Annotated in this window: 21 protein-coding genes and 1 tRNA gene; 14 read left to right on the top strand and 8 right to left on the bottom strand. The window is 65.3% G+C overall.

The features are described 5' to 3' along the window. Positions 1 to 214: 214 nt before the first annotated feature. Both B5M41_RS15290 and B5M41_RS15295 read left to right on the top strand, forming a co-directional pair. Positions 215 to 907, top strand: coding sequence for a GntR family transcriptional regulator (locus B5M41_RS15290; RefSeq protein ID WP_134650439.1), 693 nt, complete (start codon positions 215 to 217; stop codon positions 905 to 907). 116 nt (positions 908 to 1,023) lie between these two features. Next, complete coding sequence (locus tag B5M41_RS15295; RefSeq protein ID WP_134650440.1) at positions 1,024 to 1,986, top strand: dihydrodipicolinate synthase family protein; 963 nt, start codon at positions 1,024 to 1,026, stop codon at positions 1,984 to 1,986. Positions 1,987 to 2,094: 108 nt separating this feature from the next. Here B5M41_RS15295 and B5M41_RS15300 read toward each other — a convergent pair whose 3' ends face one another. Beyond that, positions 2,095 to 3,132, bottom strand: coding sequence for an Ldh family oxidoreductase (locus tag B5M41_RS15300; RefSeq protein WP_134650441.1), 1,038 nt, complete (start codon positions 3,130 to 3,132; stop codon positions 2,095 to 2,097). A 142-nt stretch (positions 3,133 to 3,274) separates the two neighbouring features. On the opposite strand from B5M41_RS15300, the gene B5M41_RS15305 reads away from it, so the two are divergent. Then, positions 3,275 to 4,792 carry an aldehyde dehydrogenase (NADP(+)) gene (locus tag B5M41_RS15305; RefSeq protein WP_134650442.1) on the top strand — a complete coding sequence of 506 codons (1,518 nt, stop codon included), beginning with the start codon at positions 3,275 to 3,277 and terminating at the stop codon, positions 4,790 to 4,792. Between the two features lie 49 nt (positions 4,793 to 4,841). Here B5M41_RS15305 and B5M41_RS15310 read toward each other — a convergent pair whose 3' ends face one another. Further along, positions 4,842 to 6,011, bottom strand: a complete 1,170-nt coding sequence (locus tag B5M41_RS15310) for a nucleotide sugar dehydrogenase (protein ID WP_134650443.1) — start codon at positions 6,009 to 6,011, stop codon at positions 4,842 to 4,844. A 178-nt stretch (positions 6,012 to 6,189) separates the two neighbouring features. Between B5M41_RS15310 and B5M41_RS15315 the strand changes: the two genes are divergently transcribed. After that, complete coding sequence (locus B5M41_RS15315) at positions 6,190 to 6,393, top strand: CsbD family protein (protein ID WP_134650444.1); 204 nt, start codon at positions 6,190 to 6,192, stop codon at positions 6,391 to 6,393. Positions 6,394 to 6,526: 133 nt separating this feature from the next. Here the strand turns inward: B5M41_RS15315 and B5M41_RS15320 are convergent, their stop codons facing one another. Then, positions 6,527 to 6,991 (bottom strand): DUF3597 domain-containing protein, encoded by a 465-nt coding sequence (locus B5M41_RS15320; RefSeq protein ID WP_134650445.1) that lies wholly within the window; start codon positions 6,989 to 6,991, stop codon positions 6,527 to 6,529. Positions 6,992 to 7,221: 230 nt separating this feature from the next. On the opposite strand from B5M41_RS15320, the gene B5M41_RS15325 reads away from it, so the two are divergent. After that, on the top strand, positions 7,222 to 8,124 hold the full coding sequence (locus B5M41_RS15325) for a hypothetical protein (protein WP_134650446.1): 903 nt from the start codon (positions 7,222 to 7,224) through the stop codon (positions 8,122 to 8,124). Positions 8,125 to 8,235: 111 nt separating this feature from the next. On the opposite strand, the gene B5M41_RS15330 is transcribed toward B5M41_RS15325, so the two are convergent. Beyond that, positions 8,236 to 8,325, bottom strand: a tRNA-Ser gene (locus tag B5M41_RS15330). Positions 8,326 to 8,545: 220 nt separating this feature from the next. Between B5M41_RS15330 and B5M41_RS15335 the strand changes: the two genes are divergently transcribed. The 3 genes from B5M41_RS15335 (at position 8,546) to B5M41_RS15345 (ending at position 10,779) form a co-directional block, all read left to right on the top strand. Next, positions 8,546 to 8,866 carry a hypothetical protein gene (locus tag B5M41_RS15335; RefSeq protein WP_202402406.1) on the top strand — a complete coding sequence of 107 codons (321 nt, stop codon included), beginning with the start codon at positions 8,546 to 8,548 and terminating at the stop codon, positions 8,864 to 8,866. A gap of 42 nt (positions 8,867 to 8,908) precedes the next feature. Next, complete coding sequence (gene msrA, locus B5M41_RS15340; protein WP_134650447.1) at positions 8,909 to 9,559, top strand: peptide-methionine (S)-S-oxide reductase MsrA; 651 nt, start codon at positions 8,909 to 8,911, stop codon at positions 9,557 to 9,559. A 227-nt stretch (positions 9,560 to 9,786) separates the two neighbouring features. Beyond that, entirely contained in the window at positions 9,787 to 10,779 is a 993-nt protein-coding gene (locus tag B5M41_RS15345; protein WP_134650448.1) for a BMP family lipoprotein, read from the top strand. A gap of 92 nt (positions 10,780 to 10,871) precedes the next feature. On the opposite strand, the gene B5M41_RS15350 is transcribed toward B5M41_RS15345, so the two are convergent. Beyond that, positions 10,872 to 11,096 (bottom strand): SlyX family protein, encoded by a 225-nt coding sequence (locus B5M41_RS15350; RefSeq protein ID WP_134650449.1) that lies wholly within the window; start codon positions 11,094 to 11,096, stop codon positions 10,872 to 10,874. A gap of 158 nt (positions 11,097 to 11,254) precedes the next feature. On the opposite strand from B5M41_RS15350, the gene B5M41_RS15355 reads away from it, so the two are divergent. The 6 genes from B5M41_RS15355 to deoA are packed head-to-tail and all read left to right on the top strand — an operon-like array spanning position 11,255 to position 17,399. Continuing rightward, positions 11,255 to 12,790, top strand: a complete 1,536-nt coding sequence (locus B5M41_RS15355; RefSeq protein WP_134650450.1) for an ABC transporter ATP-binding protein — start codon at positions 11,255 to 11,257, stop codon at positions 12,788 to 12,790. Beyond that, a complete protein-coding gene (locus B5M41_RS15360) occupies positions 12,787 to 13,920 on the top strand; it encodes an ABC transporter permease (protein ID WP_134650451.1) in 1,134 nt (377 codons plus the stop codon). The genes B5M41_RS15355 and B5M41_RS15360 overlap by 4 nt, the downstream gene beginning before the upstream one ends. Position 13,921: 1 nt before the next feature. Further along, on the top strand, positions 13,922 to 14,893 hold the full coding sequence (locus B5M41_RS15365) for an ABC transporter permease (RefSeq protein ID WP_134650452.1): 972 nt from the start codon (positions 13,922 to 13,924) through the stop codon (positions 14,891 to 14,893). Between the two features lies 1 nt (position 14,894). Then, positions 14,895 to 15,287, top strand: a complete 393-nt coding sequence (locus tag B5M41_RS15370; protein WP_134650453.1) for a cytidine deaminase — start codon at positions 14,895 to 14,897, stop codon at positions 15,285 to 15,287. After that, a complete protein-coding gene (locus tag B5M41_RS15375) occupies positions 15,284 to 16,084 on the top strand; it encodes a purine-nucleoside phosphorylase (protein WP_134650454.1) in 801 nt (266 codons plus the stop codon). Before B5M41_RS15370 ends, B5M41_RS15375 begins: the two co-directional genes overlap by 4 nt. Position 16,085: 1 nt before the next feature. Continuing rightward, the gene (gene deoA / locus B5M41_RS15380) at positions 16,086 to 17,399 is read left to right on the top strand and encodes a thymidine phosphorylase (RefSeq protein WP_134650455.1); all 1,314 of its coding nucleotides are present in this window, start codon (positions 16,086 to 16,088) and stop codon (positions 17,397 to 17,399) included. Here deoA and B5M41_RS15385 read toward each other — a convergent pair. The 3 genes from B5M41_RS15385 to B5M41_RS15395 form a co-directional block, all read right to left on the bottom strand. Further along, positions 17,389 to 17,928, bottom strand: a complete 540-nt coding sequence (locus B5M41_RS15385; RefSeq protein ID WP_134650456.1) for a TIGR02281 family clan AA aspartic protease — start codon at positions 17,926 to 17,928, stop codon at positions 17,389 to 17,391. The two genes, deoA and B5M41_RS15385, sit on opposite strands and share 11 nt — an antisense overlap. A 124-nt stretch (positions 17,929 to 18,052) precedes the next feature. Beyond that, a complete protein-coding gene (upp, locus tag B5M41_RS15390; protein ID WP_134650457.1) occupies positions 18,053 to 18,682 on the bottom strand; it encodes a uracil phosphoribosyltransferase in 630 nt (209 codons plus the stop codon). A 103-nt stretch (positions 18,683 to 18,785) separates the two neighbouring features. After that, positions 18,786 to 19,742 (bottom strand): adenosine deaminase, encoded by a 957-nt coding sequence (locus B5M41_RS15395; protein WP_268998356.1) that lies wholly within the window; start codon positions 19,740 to 19,742, stop codon positions 18,786 to 18,788. Between the last annotated feature and the right edge of the window lie 2 nt (positions 19,743 to 19,744).

Raw genomic sequence — 19,744 nt, forward strand, 5'->3', positions numbered from 1 at the left:
GATACGGACCGCGCCGACCAGCAACTGAGTAGGATAACCGGCAGGGAAATCTCTCTCTCTTCCCTGCGTGGCAAGCGACGAACGATCGCTCTTATTGCATGCGACCAGCGGTGACGCCTCCGTGTCGGTCGACGGCGCGCGGCTTCGTGCACCCCGGCGATTGATGGCATCGTCCAGACGCTGTATTTGTCTTGTCGACAACAGGATATCCCCGATGAGCGACACCCTCTCCGAACGCAAGCGCGGCTCCGGCGCCAGGATGGTCTATGACCTCCTGCGCGACGAGATTCTCGACCTGAAGCTCGCGCCGGGCAGCCCGATCGACGAGGTGCAGCTTGCCGAGCGCTTCGGCATGTCGCGCACGCCGATCCGCGAGGCGCTGGTACGGCTTTCCGGCGAGGGGCTGATCGAGACGCTGCCGAACCGCTCGACCATGGTATCGGCCATCGACTTCCTGAATCTCAGCCCGCTCTTCGACGCGCTGGTGCTGATGTACCGCGTGACGACGCGGCTGGCCGCGCAGAACCACCGCGCCGAGGACCTTCCGGCCCTTCACCGCCTGCATGCCGAATACGCGGCCACTGTGGCCGCGCGCGACACGTCAGCGATGATCGCCACCAACGCCGCTTTCCACGCCGCCATCGCGGAGGCGGGCCGCAACCCCTATTTCACCGGCCTGTTCAGCCGGCTGCTCGATGAGTCGCGACGCATGCTGCACCTCTATTACCGCTCCTACGAGGAGCAGTTCCCGCAACGCTTCGTCGACGAGCACGCCGACATCATCGCCGCCATCGAGGCGCGCGACCTCGACGCGGCCGACCGGCTGGGCAAGACCCATGCGGAGGCGATCGTCGCGCAGGTGCAGGCGCTGTTCAGCCGCAACGACAGGCTCGATATCCCGCTTTAAACACGCTCGAATCTTTTCTGTCGACAAATAGAATACAAACTGATATATCACGCTGCAGAACGATGATTGGCGGCGCGGACGCTGCCGACATTCCCAAAGCCCCAGAGGAGACCGACATGAAGGCGCAGATTTTTTCCGGCGTGATCCCCGCCCTGATGACGCCCTGCAAGGACGACCGCACGCCGGATTTCGACGCGCTGGTGCGCAAGGGCAAGGAGCTGATCGGCAAGGGCATGTCGGCCGTGGTCTATTGCGGCTCGATGGGTGACTGGCCGCTGCTCACCGACGCGCAGCGCATGGAAGGCGTGGAGCGACTGGTGAAGGCCGGCATTCCCGTCATCGTCGGCACGGGCGCCGTCAACACCGCCTCGGCCGTGGCGCATGCCGCCCATGCGCAGAAGGTCGGCGCACAGGGCCTGATGGTCATCCCCCGCGTGCTGTCGCGCGGTTCCGTCATCGCCGCGCAGAAGAACCACTTCAAGGCCATCCTGAGTGCCGCGCCGGATCTGCCTGCCGTCATCTACAACAGCCCGTATTACGGCTTCGCCACCCGCGCCGACCTGTTCTTCGCGCTGCGCGAGGAGCACAAGAACCTCGTGGGCTTCAAGGAATTCGGCGGCGCGGCCGACATGCGCTATGCGGCCGAGACGATCACCAGCCGCGACGACGACGTGTCGCTGATGATCGGCGTCGATACCTGCGTGTTCCACGGCTTCGTCAATTGCGGCGCCGTCGGCGCGATCACCGGCATCGGCTGCGTGCTGCCCAAGGAAGTGCTGCACCTGTGCAGCCTCGCCCAGGGCGCGGCCAAGGGCGACCCGGACGCGCGCCAGCGTGCGCTGGAGCTGGAATCGGCGCTTGCCGTGCTCTCCTCCTTCGACGAAGGCCCCGATCTCGTGCTCTATTTCAAGCACATGATGGTGTTGAAGGGCGACGCCGAATACACGCTGCACTTCAACGAGACCGACGCGCTCTCGGAAAGCCAGCGCGGCTATGTCGAAAGCCAGCTGAAACTGTTCGACACCTGGTACGCCGCCTGGAGCCAGCTGCCGGGCGCCGTGCAGAGCTACAAGGTCTGAGACGCAAACCGCATGACCGAAAAGCCCTCCGCGTGGAGGGCTTTTTTGTTGGTAATCTCACCTTGGGCGTTCCGTTATCCTTCGCCGGCTAACGAAGTTGCGGTTTCATCACGCGACGACGTCCAGTCCCTTGTCCAGCAGACGGTCGAGCTGTTCGGTTTCGGCGGCGGTGAGCTTGATGCCATCGGTTTCGGAGACCTTCCGGGCGGCGAAACGGCGTTGCGACGGCAGGCGGGCGCCGCCGCCGACAATGGCTTCGAAGAGCTGTTCGGCGCGGGCGAAGGGATCACCGGGCCGGCCCTTGGCGAAGGCTTCCGGCGACATGGCGATGATGAGCTCGCCGTGAAAGGGCGCGAGCGTCGTCGTGCCGAGATAATCGAGCACTTCCGGGCTGGTGAGATCGCCGATCATGATGGCGCCGAGAAGCTCGATCATCGTGCCGATGGCCGAACCCTTGTGGCCGCCGAAGGGCAGCATGGCGCCGGCGAGCGCGGCTTCGGGATCGGTCGTCGGATTGCCGTCGGCATCGATCGCCCAGCCTTCGGGCAGCTTTTTGCCGGCGCGCCGGTGCAGCTCGATCTCACCGCGGGCGGCCACCGATGTCGCGAAGTCGAAGACATAGGGCGGCGCATTCTTGCGCGGCCAGCCGAAGGCGAAGGGATTGGTGCCGAGCAGCGGCCTGGTGCCGCCCGTCGGCGCGACCGTGGCATAGCTCGGGCACATGACGAGCGCGGCAAGCCCCTCCTTCGTCACGGCCTCGACCTCCGGCCAGAGTGCCGAGAAATGCGTGCAGTCGTTGATGACAAGTGCTGCAATGCCGAGCGCGCGGGTGCGCTCGGCGAGAACCGGCAGGCCCAGTTCGAAGGCGGTGTTGGCGAAGCCGCCGTCGGCGTTGACCTTCACGATGGCCGACCCCTCGTTGGCATCGAGGACCGGCACGGCATCCGGCTTGACCTTGCCGGCCTTGACGGTGCGCAGCGCGCCTTCGATGCGGTAGATGCCGTGGGACTTGCAGGCATCCCGCTCGCCGGCCACGATGACACGGGAAAGCGCCCCCGCCTGCCGCTCGTTGAGGCCCGCGCGGCGGAAGATGGCTTCCACGCGGGCATGCAGGGCGGCGATCGTCAGGTGGGTGTCTTGTGTCATCATCATCTCTTCAAGGCTGGCTATTACGACGGGTAAGCGATTGAACATTTGTACCCACAGCGTATAGAACCCCCCGACAAGTTCAATTCGCCCCGCGCGGTTTTGCGACGGCTATCCCCTTCCCGTGAGAAAGGTTCCTGAAATGGCTTTCACTCCCAACGGCAAACACCTCGTGGCCGGACAATGGCTCGACGGCAACGGCACCTTCGCCTCCACACCGGCGCATGGCCCCTCCTACGATTTCGCCGTGGGCACGGTCGAGCTGGTGAACCGCGCCGCCGAGGCCGCCGAAGAGGCGTTCCTCAGCTACGGCTATTCCTCGCGCGCCACGCGCGCCGCCTTCCTGCGCGCCATCGCCGACGAGATCGAGGCGCGCGCGGATGCCATCACCGAGATCGGCACGCAGGAAACCGGCCTGCCGGTGGCGCGCCTGCAGGGTGAACGCGGCCGCACGACCGGCCAGCTGCGGCTCTTTGCCGATCACATCGAGAAGGGCGATTATCTCGACCGCCGCTTCGACGCCGCCCTGCCCGATCGCCAGCCGGCGCCGCGTCCCGAAATCCGCCTGATCCAGCGGCCGATCGGCCCGGTGGCGGTGTTCGGCGCCTCGAACTTCCCGCTCGCCTTCTCCACCGCCGGCGGCGACACCGCGGCCGCGCTGGCCGCCGGTTGCCCCGTCGTGGTCAAGGGTCATTCGGCCCATCCCGGCACCGGCGAGATCGTCGCGGAGGCCGTGCTGGCCGCCATCCGGAAGACCGGCGTTCATCCGGGCGTCTTCTCGCTGATCCAGGGCGGCAACCGCCAGGTCGGCGAGGCCGTGGTACAGCACCCGCTCATCAAGGCCGTCGGCTTCACCGGCTCGCTTGCCGGCGGCCGCGCGCTGTTCAACCTGTGCGCCGCGCGCCCCGAGCCGATCCCCTTCTTCGGCGAGCTCGGCTCCGTCAACCCGATGTTCCTGCTGCCCGAAGCGCTCAAGGCGCGGGCGGAAGGGCTCGGCCAGGGCTGGGCGGGCTCGCTCACCATGGGTGCGGGCCAGTTCTGCACCAATCCGGGCATCGCCGTCGTCACCGACGGCCCCGATGCCGACCGCTTCACCGCCGCCGCCGTCGAGGCCCTTTCGAAGGTCGGCGCGCAGACCATGCTGACGGACGGCATCGCCAAGGCCTATCACGACGGCCAGGCGCGTTTCGAAAGCCGCAACACGGTGAAGCCGCTGCTGACGACCGAGTCCACCGGCCGTGAGGCGCTGCCGAACCTGTTCGAAATCTCCGGCGACCATTTCCTGGCCGACCACGCGCTCTCCGAAGAGGTGTTCGGCCCGCTCGGTCTCGTCGTGCGCGTCGGCTCGGTCGACGAGATGGAGACGCTGGCGCGCAAGTTCGAGGGCCAGCTGACGGCGACCATCCATATGGATGCCGGCGATCTCGACGATGCCAGGCGCCTGCGCCCGATCCTCGAGCGCAAGGCCGGCCGTGTGCTTGTCAACGGCTTCCCGACCGGCGTCGAGGTGGTGGATTCCATGGTGCATGGCGGGCCGTATCCGGCGTCGACCAATTTCGGCGCGACCAGCGTCGGCACGATGTCGATCCGCCGCTTCCTACGCCCGGTTTCCTACCAGAACATGCCCGAAGGCCTGCTGCCGGAAGATTTCGCCGGCTAAGGAATTTCGTCATAACGCACGGGTCCTCGCGGCCCGTGCGTCCGGTCGGTCAGTCGCGGCCGAAGACGTCGCGGGTATAGACCTTGCCGGCGACATCACCGAGATCGTCGGCGTGGCGGTTGGCAATGATGATATCGGCGCGCTGCTTGAAGGCCTCCAGGTCACGCACGATCTCGTGGCGGAAGACCGTTTCGCCTGGAAAATCCGGCTCATAGACGATCACGGGAATGCCGCGCGCCGTGAGGCGCTGCATGACGCCCTGGACCGAGGATTCGCGGAAATTGTCCGATCCCGTCTTCATCGCCAGCCGGTAGACGCCGACCACATCAGGGTCGCGGGCGGCGATGTCGTCGGCAAGGAAATCCTTGCGTGTCGCATTGGCATCCACGATGGCGCGGATCAGGTTCTGCGGCACATTGCTGAAGTTGGAGAGCAGCTGGCGCGTATCCTTGGGCAGGCAGTAACCGCCATAGCCGAAGGAGGGATTGTTGTAGTGCTGGCCGATGCGGGGATCGAGCCCAACGCCCTCGATGATCGCGCGCGTGTCGATGCCATGCGTCATGGCGTAGGAATCGAGCTCGTTGAAATAGGCGACGCGCATGGCAAGGTAAGTGTTGGCGAAAAGCTTGATCGCCTCGGCCTCGCCCGGGCCGGTAAACAGCACCGGGACATCGTCCCGCACGGCGCCCTGCCGTAGCAGCCCGGCAAACTGGTGCGCCTCCGGCGTATCCGCGCCCACGACGATGCGCGAGGGATGCAGGTTGTCGTAGAGCGCCCTGCCCTCGCGCAGGAATTCCGGTGAAAACAGGATTTTCTCATCGCCGCGGGCCGCGCGCAGCCATTGTGTATAGCCGACGGGGATGGTCGACTTGATGACGATGGTGGCCTGCGTGTTCACCTGCCTGACATCCTCGATGACGGCCTCGACGCTCGTCGTATCGAAGTGGTTATAGTCGGGGTCGTAATTGGTGGGCGTTGCGACGACGACGAAATCCGCCTCGGCAAACGCATCCATCTTGTCCGTGGTGGCGCGCAGGTGGAGAGGCTTCGTCCGCAGGTAATCCTCGATCTCGGCGTCCGCCACCGGCGAGATGCCGGCATTCACGCTGTCGACCCGCTCGCCGGTGATGTCATAGGCGACCACGCCATTGTGCTGCGCCAGCAGCACGGCGTTGGAAAGACCGACATAACCGATGCCGGCGACCGCAATATTGACCATGGGCTATCCCGTCGGCGCGACCGTTGAGCAAGCGGGCCACCGGAAAGGCGGCGCGGCTGCCATGGGCGGGATATAGACGGCGATGATTACAGCCAGATGGCAGATCGCATCGGCACGATGGATCAAAATCGCGTCCCGCGCATTTCCTTCCCATCACGATCCTAAAAGGGAGAGAAAAATGGACTGGAATCGCGTCGAAGGTAACTGGAAGCAGGTCAAGGGCAAGATCAAGGAACAGTGGGGCAAGCTCACGGACGACGATCTCGACGTCATCGACGGCAAGCGCGACCAGCTGGAAGGCAAGATCCAGGAGCGTTACGGCTACGCCAAGGATCAGACCAAGAAGGACATCGACGACTGGTACGGTCGCCAGACCTGGTAATCCCGTTCCGATCATGTTCAGCACATTTGACCGCTCACCCAAGGGGTGAGCGGTTTTTTGCCGTCGGCGGAGCGGACATCGTTTTGTCCGACACCACCCGCCCTAGGGGGCGAGTGGCTGATGCGTACGCGTCTCAGTCGAGCAGTTCGGCGGGCACCTTGCCGCCGTTGTCGGCGAGCGCCTTCAAGAGCGCCTTGTGGAGCCACATGTTCATCGCGGCCGAGTCGCCCTTGTCGCCGGTGTAGCCGAGTTCGTCGGCGAGCTCCTTGCGCTCGGCGAGGCTCGCGTCCATGCCGAGCGCCTTCATCAGATCGACGATCGAGCGGCGCCAATCCAGCTTCTGGCCATTCTTGGCGACCGCATCATCGAGAATGGCGGCCACGTCGACATTGCCCGCCTGGACCGATTGGGGCGTGGCCGCGGGCGTGCCCCCGAGCGTGCCGGTGGCGTCGTCCTTCAAAGAAGGCGTGGCCGAAACATCCGCGGTCGCCGGCGCCACGCCGGCGCCCCCGATCGTCGTCGTCGATGCGGTTTCGACTGCGGCCGGCTGTGCTGCCTTGCCGAAAAGCTTTTCCTTGATGGAGCTGAAAATTCCCATGGCGGTTCCTTCCGTCTTCGACCTCCTCATGAGGCGTTTGAAAGAAGTATAGCGGTCACCCATCCGCGACAAGGCGTCAGGTCGCAGGCGATGGATTTCATGGTTGGTTTGCGATCAATCCGCTTTTGAGCGATCATCGGCAGAAAGCAGGCGATGCGTCTGTGCGGAGAACAAATGAACGTTTCATCGCCTTATGCCGTGATCCATCGTGCGCTCGGGACGCCCGCTCCTTGAAGCATCTTCAACTGCCATCAGAACGCCGGGTCGAGCAAACCCTGTATCGCTTCGATCGCAATCCTCCCGATGCCGGTCGCTGCCTCTCGCACCTCTACGAGATTTTCTCCCGATACCGTCCCAACTGGGGCTGGTGCCGCCAATGTTTTACGCCCGAGGAGGAGGCGCGAACGCGAGATGCGGGCGATCCGCGTCGCGCCACCCTCGAAAGCTTCGCGCAGATCTACTTCGAACATCCGAACTGCTCCGGTGGCCGCGACACGTTCCTGCATTGGCTGCCCCGCGGGCTGGAATTGACATTCCTGAACTTTGAGAATGATTATTTTCCGATGGAAGGCGCCATGCGGCTGGGGCTCTGGCGCTGGCCGAAGGAGGAACAGGATGGCCTGCGCGCCCTGTTCTGCAGCGTCGCGTCGAACTGGTTTGATGGCGGCGATCCCGTTCCGTTTGAACGTGTCACGCGCAAGTCGGGCCGGGACATGGACAGCTATATTTCCGCACGCATCGTCGAAGCGCTCCTGATGCTCAGGGTCGACCCCTTCGTTCTGTTTTCCTGGTTGGCACGAGCGAACTCGACCCGGGCGCGGGCCGTCCTGGTCGATCTCACGATCCACGAGCATCTCGTTGACGAAGCCGCCTACTACGTTCTGGACGATGCCACCGACGAACCCCTGCTGCGCAACGGTATCGGCGCCTTGGACCGGCTCGCACTGGACGCTCTTCGGCGGATCGTGACCGACGGCCGGCTGATGCGCCTGTGGGCTTGGGCCGACCGGGAAGATCGGGCCTTGGCCCGCAGGATCGAGGATACGGAACCGTTGCGGATGCAACGTGCCTTTCGCTTGACGGCGACGGAACGCCAGAGGGATCGCGCCATCGTCCGGGCCGCCCTCGCCTGAACGACCGCGCCCATCCCGCCGGACCTGGAGAGGCGCGCACGACGCGCTTGCTTTCGCACCCGGTCAGCGGGGGCGGCTACGATCGCAGTAAAGAGGGCTATGGACGGAAAATGGCGGACAGAGAGGGATTCGAACCCTCGATAGAGTTTCCCCTATACACGCGTTCCAGGCGTGCGCCTTCAACCACTCGGCCACCTGTCCGTCCGCTCGTCGCCGACGGTCAGTCCGGCGCGGGTCGCTTCGGCCTTTTCAAGCTCTGCGAGACGGCGCGATATATACCGAGGTTTGACGAGGGATCAACCGCTTTCTGACAGATTTTTGAAGGTTCTTCGCCAAAGCCCGAGGGATTGCGCAGGGCCCGTCGCCTTCTTATCTATGGAAGCCGGAGAAGCGGTGCGCAAACCGCGCGCGGAGAAGGTCGATGATACGGTTCATCCTCAAGGCGATCAGCCTGTTTGCCCTCGTGGTTGCCGTCATGGCGGGCACGATCGATGCGATCCAGTCCGTGTCGGCCTCCGAACCCGTGCTGACGCCGCTCGCCGTTGCCTGGAGCACCGCGAGCCCCGATACGATCGCCCTTGTCGCCGATGGCATCATGCGCCATCTCCATCCCTATGTCTGGGATCCGGCGGCGATGTGGGTGCTGTCGCAGCCGGCCTTTGCCGTGCTGCTCGCCGTGTCGCTGTTCTTCTGGATCATCGCCTACAGGCGGCCGCCGATTGCCGGCCGCTTCACCGCCTGACACCAACCGCCGCGACGAAAGCGGCCCGGCCAGGAGGCCACCATGTTCAATATCGACATGTTCAGCAAGAAGACCGTCATGCCCGCGCCGGAGGCAGCCCTGCCCGGCCGCGAGAACGCCATTCCCACAGCCGCGACCCATTTCGTCAACGGACGGCCGCTCAAGGGGCCCTATCCCGCGGGATACAAGACCGTGCTGCTCGGCATGGGCTGCTTCTGGGGCGCGGAACGCCTGCTCTGGCAGATTCCCGGCGTATGGGTGACCGCCGTCGGCTATGCCGGCGGTTTCACGCCCAACCCGACCTATCGCGAGACCACGACGGGCCTGACCGGGCATACGGAAGTGGTGCTCGTCGTCTACGACCCCGCGGAAGTCTCGCTCCAGCCCCTCCTGAAGGCGTTCTTCGAGGCGCACGATCCCACCCAGGGCATGCGCCAGGGCAACGATGTCGGCACGACCTACCGCTCGGCGATCTATCTCGACGACGAGGCGGATCTCGCCATCGCGCGCCAGGCCCGCGACGCCTACCAGAAGGCGCTCGACGCCGCCGGGCGGCGCGACCGCATCACGACCGAGATCGCCAAGGCAGGGCCGCTCTACTTCGCGGAGGAGGAGCACCAGCAGTATCTCGCCAAGAATCCGGGCGGTTATTGCGGCCTGCGCGGCACCGGGGTGGCCTGCGCCATCGGTTGAGAGCCGCCAGACCTGACCTCTCCACACGCCGCCGCCAACGGGTCGAAACCCCTGTTGGCGGCGGACGATATTTTTACCAACTGAAAAATTTCTGGTGAATTTTTCCAAACGCCGTGCAAGGATGCCGCCAGCCTGACCCAAGGGAAAGGGTCGGTGACTTCGGTGCGCGCTGCGTGAGGCGCAGCCCGGAAGATCCCTATAAGATCAATAGCGAACAGGGCTGCACAATGAAAAAAACCCTTCTCACCCTTCTTGCCACCGCTGCCATGTCGGCGAGCGCGCTTGCCGCAGACATCAAGCCCGCGATCATCTACGATCTCGGCGGCAAGTTCGACAAATCCTTCAACGAAGCGGCCTATAACGGCGCGGAAAAGTTCAAGACCGAGACCGGCATCGAATACCGCGAATTCGAAATCGCCAACGACGCCCAGCGCGAGCAGGCGCTTCGCCGCTTCGCCGGCGACGGCAACAATCCGATCGTGATGGCCGGTTTCTCCTGGGCCGCGCAGCTTGAGAAGGTCGCAGCCGAGTATCCCGACACCAAGTTCGCCATCATCGACATGGTCGTCGACAAGCCGAACGTGCGCTCCGTCGTCTTCAAGGAAGAGGAAGGCTCGTGGCTCGCCGGCATCATGGCGGGCATGGCCTCCAAGTCGAAGACCGTCTCCTTCGTCGGCGGCATGGACATTCCGCTGATCCACAAGTTCGCCTGCGGCTATATCGGCGGCGCCAAGTCGCTGGGCGCCGACTACAACGTGCTCGAAGCCTATACCGGCACGACGCCGGACGCCTGGAACGACCCGGTCAAGGGCGGTGAAATCGCCAAGTCGCAGTTCGACCAGGGCTCCGACGTGGTCTACCACGCCGCCGGCGGCACGGGCGTGGGCGTCCTGCAGGCTGCGGCCGACGCGGGCAAGCTCGGCATCGGCGTGGATTCCAACCAGAACGGCCTGCATCCGGGCAAGGTGCTGACCTCGATGGTCAAGCGCGTGGACGTCGCCGTCTACGACGCCTTCATGTCGGCCAAGGACGACAAGTTCCAGCCCGGCATCAACGTGCTCGGCCTGAAGGAGAACGGCGTCGACGTGGCCCTGGACGACAACAACGCCTCGCTCGTCACCCCGGAAATGAAGGCCGCCATCGACAAGGCGCGCGCCGACATCATCGCCGGCACGGTGAAGGTCCACGACTACATGTCGGACGAGACCTGCCCCTACTAAGGTATCGGACGGCCCGTTTGCGCCAAGCAGACGGGCCGATTCCGTTTCCGGGCATGACCCTTCCTGCGAAAACCGCCTGCGGCGCTGCCCGCTCAGTAATGCGGCGGGCGGGTGATGGCCGGGGCCTCGCGCGACCCTTCCTCCAGCATGAGAAAGCGCTCCGTCAGGCGGTCGAGCTTCGTCCGGATCTGCTCGACCACACGCCATTGCTCGGCGAGCTGGTCGGAGAGTTCCTCGATCGTATGGGCCTGGTGGGCGACATGCTCTTCCAGGCGGGCGATGCGTGCATCGGCGGTGTCGTCGGAAAGATCGGTCATGGCTGTCCTCTCGGCTTCATGCGGCCGGCACGAGCTATAGCGGGCAGGCCACCGCGCCGCAATCGCACTGGACAAGCGCTGCGGAAGCAACAAGACTGCGACACGGCAGGCCGAACAACGGCCCGCCGGCCTGAAATCCCCGTCAGAGTGGATCGTCAATGAGCGAACTGGCAATCGAACTGAAGGGCATCGACAAGAGCTTCGGCCTCGTCCATGCCAACCGGAACATCAACCTGAAGGTCCGCAAAGGCACCATTCACGGGATCATCGGTGAAAACGGCGCCGGCAAATCCACCCTCATGTCGATCCTCTACGGCTTCTACCAGGCCGACCGCGGCGACATCGTCATCGACGGCAAGACGATCAAGATCCGTGACCCCAATGCGGCGATCGCCGCCGGCATCGGCATGGTGCACCAGCATTTCATGCTGGTGGAGAACTTCACGGTGCTGGAAAACATCATGCTCGGCGCCGAGGAAAGCCAGATCCTCAATGCCGGCATCACCAAGGCGCGCGCCGAGCTGAAGCGGCTGGAAAAGGAATATGCGCTGGAGGTCGATCCCGATGCGGTGATCGAGGAACTGCCCGTCGGCATCCAGCAGCGCGTGGAGATCCTGAAGGCGCTCTACCGCAAGGCCGATATCCTCATCCTGGACGAGCCGACCGGCGTGCTGACGCCGGCCGAAGCCGATCATCTGTTCCGTATCCTCGGCCAGCTGAAGGACGAAGGGAAGACCGTCCTGCTCATCACGCACAAGCTGCGCGAGATCATGGCGATCACCGACGAGGTGTCCGTCATGCGCCGCGGCGAGATGGTGGCGACGCGCACGACGAAGGAGACCTCCGTCGAGGAACTGGCCGAGCTGATGGTCGGCCGCCGGGTTCTGCTGCGCGTCGAGAAGGGCGAGGCCAAGCCCGCCGACGTCAAGCTTTCGGTAAAGAACCTGACGGTGCGCGACAGCCGCGGCGTGACGATGGTGGAGGACGTGTCCTTCGACATCCGCGCGGGCGAGATCGTCGGCATCGCGGGTGTGGCCGGCAACGGCCAGTCCGAACTGCTGGAGGCGATTTCCGGCATCCGCCGCGCGACGTCGGGCACCGTCCTGCTGAACGGCAGGGAAATCGACGTGACGGGCAATGCCGACCCGGCGGACCTGCGCCGGCGCGGCCTGGCCCATGTGCCGGAGGACCGGCACCATGTCGGGCTCGTGCTGAAATTCGAGGAAAGCGAGAACGCCATTCTCGGTTATCACGACGATGCGAAATACCGCAGGGGCATGCTGCTCGATGTCGACGCCATCCGCGCCGATGCCGAGGCGAAGATCGCCGCCTACGACATCCGCCCGCCGAACCCGCGGCTGAAGACCGCCAACTTCTCGGGCGGCAACCAGCAGAAGATCGTGCTGGCGCGCGAGATGGAGCGCAATCCCGATGTGCTGATCATCGGCCAGCCGACGCGCGGCGTGGATGTCGGCGCCATCGAATTCATTCACAAGCGCATCATCGAGATGCGCGACCAGGGCAAGGCCGTGCTGCTCGTCTCCGTCGAACTGGACGAGATCCGCGCGCTGTCGGACCGTATCCTCGTGATGTTTGCCGGCCGGGTGGTGGGCGAGCGCGCGCCCGACGCGACCGAGGGTGAACTCGGCCTGCTGATGGCCGGCGTGGAAGGCCGCAAGGAGGCCGCGGAATGAGTGTTCCCTATGCGAAGCTGCCCGGTTGGGCCGAATATGGCCTGATCCCGCTGGTGAACCTCGCCGTCGCCTTCCTGATTTCCGGCCTTGTCGTGCTGATCGTCGGCGAAAGCCCGCTGGAGGCCGCCTATCACATGGTGAACGGCGCCTTCGGCCGCGGCGAATATATCGGTTTCACGCTCTACTACACGACGACCTTCATCTTCACCGGCCTTGCCGTCGCGGTCGCCTTCCACTGCGGGCTGTTCAATATCGGCGGGGAAGGCCAGGCCTATATCGGCGGCATCGGCGTGGTGCTGGCGTGCCTTGCCTTCGACCGCACGCTGCCCTGGTATCTCGTCTTCCCGATCGCCATCGTCGGCGCGGCCTTCTTCGGGGCGCTCTGGGCGATGATCCCGGGCTGGCTGCAGGCCAAGCGCGGCAGCCATATCGTCATCACCACGATCATGTTCAACTTCATCGCCGCGAGCCTGATGAACTACCTGCTCAACCGGGTGTTCAAGCCGATGGGCTCGATGTCGCTGGAGACCCGCACCTTCGATGCCGGCGGGCAGCTGCCGAAGCTCGACTGGCTGATGTCGATCTTCGGGCTTTCGGTCGGCTCCGCGCCGTTCAACATCTCCTTCCTGCTTGCCCTTCTCGCCGCCTTCGGCGTGTGGGTGCTGATCTGGCGCACGCGGCTCGGCTACGAGATGCGCACGATGGGCCACAGCCCCGCCGCGGCCCGCTATGCCGGCATCAAGGAGGCGAAGATCATCGTCATCGCCATGATGATCTCGGGCGGCCTTGCCGGCATGATGGCGCTGAACCCGATCATGGGCGAGCAGTTCCGCATGCAGCTGGATTTCGTGCAGGGCGCGGGCTTCGTCGGCATCGCGGTGGCGCTGATGGGCCGCTCGCATCCGGCCGGCATCATTCCGGCAGCCCTGCTGTTCGGCATGCTCTATCAGGGCGGGGCGGAAATCTCCTTCGAGATGCCCTCGATCTCGCGCGACATGATCGTCATCATCCAGGGCCTGGTGATCCTGTTTGCCGGCGCGCTGGAGCACATGTTCCGCCCGGCCATCACCCGCGTCATCCTCGGCCTGTCGCCGAAGACGCGCGACGCCGCCGTGACGAAGGGAGCCTGATATGGATGTCTTTCAGGTCTTCATCGAACTGGCGCAATCGACCGTGCGCCTCTCCACGCCGCTGATCCTGGCGGCGCTCGCCGGCCTCTTCACCGAGCGTGCCGGCATCTTCGACATCGGGCTGGAAGGCAAGATGCTGGGCGCGGCCTTTGCCGCCGGCTGCGTCGCCTATATCAGCCAGTCGGTCTATATGGGCCTGCTCGCCGCCGTGCTCGTCTCGGTTCTGCTCTCGCTGGTGCACGGCTATGCCTCGATCACCCAGCGCGGCAGCCAGATCGTCTCGGGCGTCGCCATCAACTTCGTCGTGGCCGGCTCCACCGTCATCCTGGGCGAGGCCTGGTTCCGGCAGGGCGGGCGCACGCCCGCCCTTTCGGCGGATGGCCGCTTCGGCACGGTCACCCTGCCGTTTGCGGATGCCGTGCGCGACGTGCCGGTTCTCGGGCCACTTTATTCCGGCCTGCTCTCCGGCCATTCGCCGCTCACCTATCTCGCCTTCCTGATGGTGCCGGCCAGCTGGTGGATCCTCTACCGCACACGCTTCGGCCTTCGACTGCGCGCCGTGGGCGAAAATCCGGGTGCCGTCGATACGGCCGGCATTTCGGTAATCTGGCTGCGCTACCGCGGCGTCATCTGCTGCGGCATCCTGTGCGGCATCGCAGGCGCCTATCTGTCGCTTGCCGCCGGCGCGGGCTTCACCAAGGGCATGACGGCCGGCAAGGGCTATATCGCGCTGGCCGCGCTGATCTTCGCCAAGTGGCGGCCGAAGAACATCCTCTTCGCCTGCCTGCTCTTCGGCTTCCTCGATGCCTTCGCCATCCGCTACCAGGGCTATGCCTTCCCGCTGATCGGCAAGGTGCCTGTACAGCTGATGCAGGCGCTGCCCTATATCCTCACCGTGATCCTGCTTGCAGGCTTCATCGGCAAGGCCATTCCGCCGAAGGCCGGCGGCGTGCCCTATGTGAAGGAGCGCTAGAATGTCCCATGAGCTGTTCGAGGCGGCACGCGCGGCGATGGCCTTCGCGCATGCCCCCTATTCCAAGTTCCCCGTCGGCGCAGCGATCCGCGCCGAGGACGGCAAGATCTATGCCGGCGCCAATATCGAGAACCTGTCCTTCCCGCAGGGCTGGTGCGCCGAACCGACCGCCATCAGCCAGATGATCATGGGCGGCGCAAAGAAGATCGTGGAGATGGCGGTGATCGCCGAAAAGCTGCCGCTGTGCCCGCCCTGCGGCGGCTGCCGTCAGAAGATCGCGGAGTTCGCAAGCGCGACGACGCCGATCTATCTGTGCGACGAGACGGGCGTGAAGAAGACCATGACCATGGAAGAACTCCTGCCGCACGGCTTCAGCACGGATGTCATCGGATGAGCGGCGCGGCGACAGACCTTCTGCTTGCCCGCCTCGGCGGCGTCGCACCGCGCACCGGCATCGTTCTCGGCTCGGGCCTCGGCTCGCTGGTGGATGCCGTGGAGAACGCCATCCGCATTCCCTATGCGGACCTGCCGAGCTTCCCGGTCAGTTCCGTATCCGGCCATGCCGGCGAGATGGTCATCGGTTCTCTCGGTGCCGTGCCCGTCATCATGCTGTCCGGCCGCGTGCACTATTACGAGCGCGGCGATGCCAATGCCATGCGCGCGCCGATCGAGGTGCTGAAAGGGCTCGGCGTCACCGAGCTCATCCTCACCAACTCGGCCGGATCGCTGCGCGAGGACATGCCGCCGGGCTCCGTGATGCGGATTTCCGACCACATCAACTTCTCCGGCACCAACCCGCTTGTCGGCCTCGACGGCGACGACCGCTTCGTCGGCATGACCAATGCCTATGACGCCGGCCTCGCCGCCCGCATGGAGGCGGCCGCACGGACGCTCGATATCCCGCTCTCGAGCGGCGTCTATATGTGGTTCTCCGGCCCGAGCTTCGAGACGCCGGCCGAAATCCGCATGGCGCGGGTGCTGGGCGCGGATGCGGTGGGCATGTCGACCGTGCCGGAGGTGCTGATCGCGCGCCATCTCGGCCTGAAGGTCGCCGCCGCCTCCGTCATCACCAATTTCGGGGCCGGCATGACGGGCAACGAGCTCAGCCACCACGAGACCAAGGACATGGCCCCCGTCGGCGGCAAGCGGCTTGCCGCCATCCTCGCCGAAATGATCGCCGGCGGCGGCTGAGATGCTGCCGCAGGAGACGATCCGCCGCAAGCGCAACGGCGATGCGCTCTCCCGAGAAGAGATCGCCGCCTTCATTGCCGGCGTGACGGATGGCAGCGTCTCCGAGGGGCAGGTCGCCGCGCTCGCCATGGCGGTCTGGTTCAACGGCATGACGCGCGACGAGACGGTCGCGCTGACGCTTGCCATGCGCGATTCGGGCGATGTGCTCGACTGGCCCGGCATCGGCCGGCCGATCGCCGACAAGCATTCGACGGGCGGCGTCGGCGACAATGTCTCGCTGATGCTGGCGCCGATTGCCGCCGCCTGCGGGCTTGCCGTGCCGATGATCTCGGGGCGCGGGCTCGGCCATACCGGCGGCACGCTCGACAAGCTGGAATCGATCCCGGGCTACACAATCATGCCCTCGGCGGAACATTTTCGCCGCACGGTGAGGGATATCGGCTGCGCGATCATCGGCCAGACCGGCGACCTCGCGCCTGCCGACAAGCGCGTCTATGCCATCCGCGACGTGACGGCGACGGTGGATTCCGTACCGCTCATCACCGCCTCCATCCTGTCCAAGAAACTGGCGGCAGGGCTCCAGTCCCTCGTGCTCGACGTGAAGGTCGGCAACGGCGCCTTCATGACAGACGCCAGCGAGGCGGAAAGCCTGGCGCGCGCGCTGGTCGAGGTGGCGAACGGCGCGGGCGTGCGCACCACCGCACTCATCACCGACATGAACCAGCCGCTGGCGGACGCCGCCGGCAACGCGCTGGAAATTGCCAACTGCATCGCCTTTCTGAAGGGGGAGAAGGCCGGCAGGCGGCTAGAACGCATCGTGCTCGCCTTCGCGGCGGAGATGCTGGTTTCAGCGGGCCTGGAAACGGATGTCGAAGCTGCAACCGCGAAGGCGGCCGGTGCGCTGGCGAGCGGTGCGGCGGCCGAGACCTTCGCCCGCATGGTGCACGCGCTCGGCGGACCCGCCGATCTCCTGGACAGGGCGGACCGGTATCTCGGAGCGGCGCCCGTCATCCGGCCGGTGACGGCGCCGCAGGCCGGCTATCTCGCCGCCTGCGACACGCGTGGCATCGGCCTTGCCGTCATCGCGCTTGGCGGCGGGCGCAGCCGGCCGGATGACGCCATCGATCACCGCGTGGGCTTCGACGGCCTGCTGCCGCTTGGCACGAAAGTGGAAAAGGGCGACACGATCGCTCACGTTCACGCGGTCAGCGCCGCGGATGCGGAGCGTGCCGCCGAACGGCTGACGGCGCTCTACAGGATCAACCCGGAGGCGCCGGCCCCGGCAGCCGAGATCCTGTCTCGCATCAGCGGGTAAGGTGCAGCCTGCCGCCTTCGACCTTGTAGGACGAAAGGCCCTTGAGGAAGCTCATGCCGATCAGCGTGCCGGAGAGTGCCTTGTCGTCGAGCACCATGGCGCCGACATTGTCCATGCGCACCGGGCCGATCTCGATCTTGTCGAGACGGATATAGGCGGCGCGCGCCTTGCCGTTGGCGGTATCCACGGCATAGCGGAAATCGAGATCCGCCCTGTCGATGCCGATGCGCTGGGCAGTCGAGACATTGATGGCCACCATGCTGGCGCCCGTATCGATCATGCCCTGTTCCTTGCGGCCATTGATGGCGAAGAGACCGGTGAAATGCCCGCCCGCGTCCGCATCGATCGTGGCGCTGCGGTTGCCGGTGTAACGCGCCGCATCCTGCCCCGGCTGCACGGACGCCGTCTCCACCCTGGCTTCGGCGGTCGGGCTCTGTTTTTCGCCGACATAACGGCTGGCGAGGTCTGGCACGAAGGCCGCGGCGGCAAGAACGCCGCCGACGAGAAGGACGAGGCTTCGAACGAACATGGCCGGTCTCCGGAACAATCTGTCCCGAACTAGCACAGCACCGGCTAACGGACGGCAAAAAGGGGCGCCGGACGGCGCCCCTCTCCACGATCTTCGCTCGACTTGGTAAAGCGGCGGTTAACGGCTACTTCGTGCCATACATGCGGTCGCCGGCATCGCCGAGGCCGGGCACGATGTAGCCCTTCTCGTTGAGCTGGCGGTCGATGGACGCCGTATAGACCGGCACGTCGGGGTGATGCGCCCGGAAGCTCCTGATGCCCTCGGGCGCCGCCAGCAGGCAGAGGAAGCGGATATTCGTCGCGCCGCGGCTCTTCAGCGTATCGATGGCGGCAATGGCCGAATTGCCGGTCGCCAGCATCGGATCGACGACGATGACGAGGCGTTCGTCGATGCTGTCGGGCGCCTTGAAGAAATATTCGACCGCCTCCAGCGTCTCGTGATCGCGGTAAACGCCAATATGGGAGACGCGGGCCGAGGGCACCAGCTCCAGCATGCCTTCCAGCAGGCCGTTGCCGGCGCGCAGGATGGAAGCGAAGACGAGCTTCTTGCCTTCCAGCACCGGCGCATCGATTTCCTCGAGCGGCGTCTTGATGCGGGCGGTCGTCAGTTCCAGGTCGCGCGTGACCTCATAGCAGAGCAGCGTGGAGATTTCGCGCAGCAGGCGGCGGAAACTGCCCGTCGACGTCTCCTCCTTGCGCATGATGGTCAGCTTGTGCTGCACGAGCGGGTGATCGATGACTGTGACGCCGTCCATGGCCAACCTTCCGAAAATATCTGAACGCTTCTTTTTCCACGGAACGGCGCGGGGCCGCAAGTGAAGAGAGCAGGAGGCCGGCACCATCCCCAGCCGGCTTGCCTCAAAGCGCCGCCAGAAGCCTCTGCCGCGTCGGCTCGTCGACAAAGGCCGCCTCGATGGCCGTCCGCGTCATGCCGCGGATGTCGGCGTCGCTGAAGCCCATGGCGGTGGCGGCAAGTTCGTATTCACGCGCCAGCGACGTATGGAAGAAGGGCGGATCATCCGCGTTGAGCGTGACCCGCACGCCGGCCGCGTGCAGGGCGCGCAGCGGATGGCTTTCGAAATCCGGAAAGACACCGAGCGCCACATTGGAGCCCGGGCAGACTTCCAGCACCACGCCCTCGTCGGCCAGCCGGCGCACGAGATCGGCATCCTCGATGGCGCGCACGCCGTGGCTGATGCGCGACGGGCGGACATGATCGAGCGCATCGCGCACGCTGAAGGCACCGGAGAGTTCGCCGGCATGGATCGTGATGCCGAGGCCCGCATCACGGGCGATATCGAAGGCGCGCACAAAATCCGCCACGCGGTGCATGCGCTCCTCGCCGGCGAGGTTGAAGCCCGTTATCAGCGGATGGGGCCGGCGCGCGGCATATTCCGCGGCCTTCACCACGCGCTCCGGCCCGAAATGCCGGATGCCGACGATGATGAACCGCGTCTCGATGCCGGTTTTCGTTTTCGCCCGCTCGGCGCCCTCGGCAAGCCCGGCGATATAGGCGTCCGCGCCGATTCCGACCGCATCGCCCTGGTCGGGCGAGACGATCAGTTCACTATAGACGGCGCCGGCCTGCGCGATCTCCGTCAGGTAGGTTTCGGCGAGCAGCGCATAATCCTGCTCCGTGCGGAAGAGGTTGGCGGTCGCGTCGTAGCTCTGCACGAAGCTCGTGAAATCCTGCCAGGCATAGGCACCGTCGCGGATGAAGGCGGACGTATCGATGCCGTAGCGCGCGGCCTGCGACAGCGCGAGCGCCGGCGGCGTGGCGCCTTCGATATGGCAGTGCAGTTCCGCCTTGGGCATGG

This window comes from Shinella sumterensis, assembly GCF_004514425.2.
GTDB lineage: Bacteria > Pseudomonadota > Alphaproteobacteria > Rhizobiales > Rhizobiaceae > Shinella > Shinella sumterensis.

What these genes read in the sequence shown, in the direction of transcription:
- B5M41_RS15300 (WP_134650441.1), bottom strand. Translation starts at nt 3,132, where the DNA reads ATGACACAAGACACCCACCTGACGATCGCCGCCCTGCATGCCCGCGTG.
- B5M41_RS15345 (WP_134650448.1), top strand. Translation starts at nt 9,787, where the DNA reads ATGAAAAAAACCCTTCTCACCCTTCTTGCCACCGCTGCCATGTCGGCG.
- msrA (WP_134650447.1), top strand. Translation starts at nt 8,909, where the DNA reads ATGTTCAATATCGACATGTTCAGCAAGAAGACCGTCATGCCCGCGCCG.
- B5M41_RS15310 (WP_134650443.1), bottom strand. Translation starts at nt 6,011, where the DNA reads ATGGTCAATATTGCGGTCGCCGGCATCGGTTATGTCGGTCTTTCCAAC.
- B5M41_RS15350 (WP_134650449.1), bottom strand. Translation starts at nt 11,096, where the DNA reads ATGACCGATCTTTCCGACGACACCGCCGATGCACGCATCGCCCGCCTG.
- B5M41_RS15320 (WP_134650445.1), bottom strand. Translation starts at nt 6,991, where the DNA reads ATGGGAATTTTCAGCTCCATCAAGGAAAAGCTTTTCGGCAAGGCAGCA.
- deoA (WP_134650455.1), top strand. Translation starts at nt 16,086, where the DNA reads ATGCTGCCGCAGGAGACGATCCGCCGCAAGCGCAACGGCGATGCGCTC.
- B5M41_RS15335 (WP_202402406.1), top strand. Translation starts at nt 8,546, where the DNA reads ATGATACGGTTCATCCTCAAGGCGATCAGCCTGTTTGCCCTCGTGGTT.
- B5M41_RS15315 (WP_134650444.1), top strand. Translation starts at nt 6,190, where the DNA reads ATGGACTGGAATCGCGTCGAAGGTAACTGGAAGCAGGTCAAGGGCAAG.
- upp (WP_134650457.1), bottom strand. Translation starts at nt 18,682, where the DNA reads ATGGACGGCGTCACAGTCATCGATCACCCGCTCGTGCAGCACAAGCTG.
- B5M41_RS15360 (WP_134650451.1), top strand. Translation starts at nt 12,787, where the DNA reads ATGAGTGTTCCCTATGCGAAGCTGCCCGGTTGGGCCGAATATGGCCTG.
- B5M41_RS15305 (WP_134650442.1), top strand. Translation starts at nt 3,275, where the DNA reads ATGGCTTTCACTCCCAACGGCAAACACCTCGTGGCCGGACAATGGCTC.
- B5M41_RS15290 (WP_134650439.1), top strand. Translation starts at nt 215, where the DNA reads ATGAGCGACACCCTCTCCGAACGCAAGCGCGGCTCCGGCGCCAGGATG.
- B5M41_RS15295 (WP_134650440.1), top strand. Translation starts at nt 1,024, where the DNA reads ATGAAGGCGCAGATTTTTTCCGGCGTGATCCCCGCCCTGATGACGCCC.
- B5M41_RS15370 (WP_134650453.1), top strand. Translation starts at nt 14,895, where the DNA reads ATGTCCCATGAGCTGTTCGAGGCGGCACGCGCGGCGATGGCCTTCGCG.
- B5M41_RS15375 (WP_134650454.1), top strand. Translation starts at nt 15,284, where the DNA reads ATGAGCGGCGCGGCGACAGACCTTCTGCTTGCCCGCCTCGGCGGCGTC.
- B5M41_RS15355 (WP_134650450.1), top strand. Translation starts at nt 11,255, where the DNA reads ATGAGCGAACTGGCAATCGAACTGAAGGGCATCGACAAGAGCTTCGGC.
- B5M41_RS15395 (WP_268998356.1), bottom strand. Translation starts at nt 19,742, where the DNA reads ATGCCCAAGGCGGAACTGCACTGCCATATCGAAGGCGCCACGCCGCCG.
- B5M41_RS15385 (WP_134650456.1), bottom strand. Translation starts at nt 17,928, where the DNA reads ATGTTCGTTCGAAGCCTCGTCCTTCTCGTCGGCGGCGTTCTTGCCGCC.
- B5M41_RS15365 (WP_134650452.1), top strand. Translation starts at nt 13,922, where the DNA reads ATGGATGTCTTTCAGGTCTTCATCGAACTGGCGCAATCGACCGTGCGC.